The 379-nt window shown below is 45.1% G+C and carries 1 protein-coding gene; it reads right to left on the reverse strand.

What is annotated here, in order from left to right; genetic code table 11:
• Positions 1-379 (reverse strand): F0F1 ATP synthase subunit A (locus tag ACYVTD_RS17805; RefSeq protein WP_461248950.1); only part of this gene is annotated, 379 nt, incomplete at both ends.

Below are 379 nucleotides of genomic sequence, written 5' to 3' on the forward strand. Positions count from 1 at the left end.
GGCTTAAAAAGTTTTTTAAACCAACCCTTCACCCCGCGTGCCGCAAAACCGCAAACAAGAACCAGTAATATTGAAATTATCGCAAGTGCCGACGTTACATTGATGTCCCTTGTTGGGGGACGAATCTCAAACGGCGGAGTAAATTCGTGTCCAAACGCTTTAAACGCCAGAGGCGACAAAACAGGAAGGATATTCGCAAGGAGCAGAAACAAAAAAAGCGACCCCATGTACGGACCAAGGTGCTTTGCAAAAGAGCCGAATTGATCTTTCGCAAAATTGTTCACAAACTCGATTCCGGTTTCCAAAATCGCCTGCGAACCTGTGGGGACTTCTTTGAATTTACGCGCAATAGCAAGCGATACAACGATAAGAATAAGCA

Source organism: Treponema sp. R6D11 (genome assembly GCF_054786075.1).